The sequence below is a fragment of the Paraclostridium tenue genome (assembly GCF_039521565.1).
Taxonomy (GTDB): domain Bacteria; phylum Bacillota; class Clostridia; order Peptostreptococcales; family Peptostreptococcaceae; genus Paraclostridium; species Paraclostridium tenue.
Map to the genome: position 1 here is coordinate 1 of NZ_BAAACP010000043.1, position 1,553 is coordinate 1,553.

A 1,553-nucleotide genomic window follows, 5' to 3' on the forward strand; every position below is an offset into this window, starting at 1 on the left:
CCCTCCACCTCGACCAATTATGGTGGGTATAGCTCAGTTGGTTAGAGCGCCAGATTGTGGCTCTGGAGGTCGTGAGTTCGACTCTCATTATCCACCCCATATAAGTTGATCCATTAGCTCAGTCGGTAGAGCACCTGACTTTTAATCAGGGTGTCCCGCGTTCGAGTCGCGGATGGATCACCATTTTTTTATATATGTAAAAATGGCGACATAGCCAAGTGGTAAGGCAGTGGACTGCAACTCCTTGATCCCCAGTTCGAATCTGGGTGTCGCCTCCATACAAATTGCGCCTATAGCTCAACTGGATAGAGTGTCTGACTACGAATCAGAAGGTTAGGGGTTCGAGTCCCTTTGGGCGCACCATATATATCCGGGATTATAGCTCAGCTGGGAGAGCACCTGCCTTACAAGCAGGGGGTCACAGGTTCGAGCCCTGTTAATCCCACCAGTGTAAAACATCTAATTCAATGAATTAGATGTTTTTTTATTTAATATTTTTATAAAACTTATAATTAATATATATAGTATTGTCAAAATCATATTAAAAAGTTAATATATACATAAAAATATGAACTATATGTATATGTGAAGTAATATTTGTCAAGATTCTAGGTATATATTTAAAATACAGGAGGAAATTATGCCTAGGATAAAAAGTAAAAGAACAAATATAGAAAATGAAAAAATCATAAAAGAGATAAAAGCAGCTCAGTTAGAGATTAAAAATGCAGAAAACTTTTTTCAATGCGTTAGTGATCCAGAATTAGTAGATGTGGCTATATATGATTTAGAATCAAAGAAATCAAAATATTCATATCTTATAAGAATGGCTAAAGAAAAAGGAGTAAGATACTCATTGAAAGATTGTCTAATTGAAGCTATAGCAAAATAATCATAATATAGATGAGGAGAATTGTATATGTACATACTATTTGGGAATGAAATTGTAGATAGTGAAGAAATAAGATCGATAATAGAAAATGAAAGTCCTTTCAGTGTAGATAAGGATTTAAGTAAGGGGTCTAAGAGAGAAGATACTATAGCATATCAAATAAGCATAGATGTAGAAGAACTAAATAATATAATAAAAGAAGCATATGACATAAGCGAAATGGAAAATGAAGATTTATTCGATGAATATATGACACTAACAGATGAAATTGGTGTAGATTTAGAAGAATTAATGCCAGAAGGGGCTATATTAAATGTGAGATCATATAAATGGGATAATTCAGAAGATAGAATAAAAGCTGTGGTAGCTATAACTCATGAAGATCTTGGAGAAATGAAATTAATGGATATAATTAAAAGATTACTTACTCAAGTAGACTAGTAGAGACTAAAATAGTTAGTATAATTGGGTTTATAGATCTAATTATACTAATTATTTGTTAAAAAAATATATGGTTAATTTAACATATAAATAAAAAAATAAAAAAAGTTTTAAAAAAGTGTTGACGATATTAAAATGAGATGGTATAGTATTACTTGTCCTTGAGAAAAGGGCAAACACGAAAGACAAAATGAACTTTGAAAATTAAACAGTAGGTTAA

At 32.1% G+C, this 1,553-nt stretch carries 2 protein-coding genes and 5 tRNA genes; all 7 read left to right on the forward strand.

Going from position 1 to position 1,553, the window contains the following annotated elements:
• The first annotated feature begins 22 nt into the window (after nucleotides 1-22).
• The 7 genes from ABFX13_RS14465 (at nucleotide 23) to ABFX13_RS14495 (ending at nucleotide 1,333) form a co-directional block, all read left to right on the forward strand.
• Nucleotides 23-99 (forward strand) — tRNA-His (locus tag ABFX13_RS14465).
• An 8-nt stretch (nucleotides 100-107) separates the two neighbouring features.
• A tRNA-Lys gene (locus tag ABFX13_RS14470) sits at nucleotides 108-183 on the forward strand.
• 21 nt (nucleotides 184-204) lie between these two features.
• Nucleotides 205-278, forward strand: a tRNA-Cys gene (locus tag ABFX13_RS14475).
• Nucleotides 279-286: 8 nt separating this feature from the next.
• Nucleotides 287-363: transfer RNA gene (locus ABFX13_RS14480), tRNA-Arg, on the forward strand.
• A gap of 9 nt (nucleotides 364-372) precedes the next feature.
• Nucleotides 373-448, forward strand: a tRNA-Val gene (locus ABFX13_RS14485).
• Between the two features lie 192 nt (nucleotides 449-640).
• Nucleotides 641-892, forward strand: a complete 252-nt coding sequence (locus ABFX13_RS14490; RefSeq protein ID WP_346047213.1) for a DUF2508 family protein — start codon at nucleotides 641-643, stop codon at nucleotides 890-892.
• A gap of 27 nt (nucleotides 893-919) precedes the next feature.
• Nucleotides 920-1,333 (forward strand): hypothetical protein, encoded by a 414-nt coding sequence (locus ABFX13_RS14495; protein ID WP_346047215.1) that lies wholly within the window; start codon nucleotides 920-922, stop codon nucleotides 1,331-1,333.
• The last annotated feature ends 220 nt before the right edge of the window (nucleotides 1,334-1,553 follow it).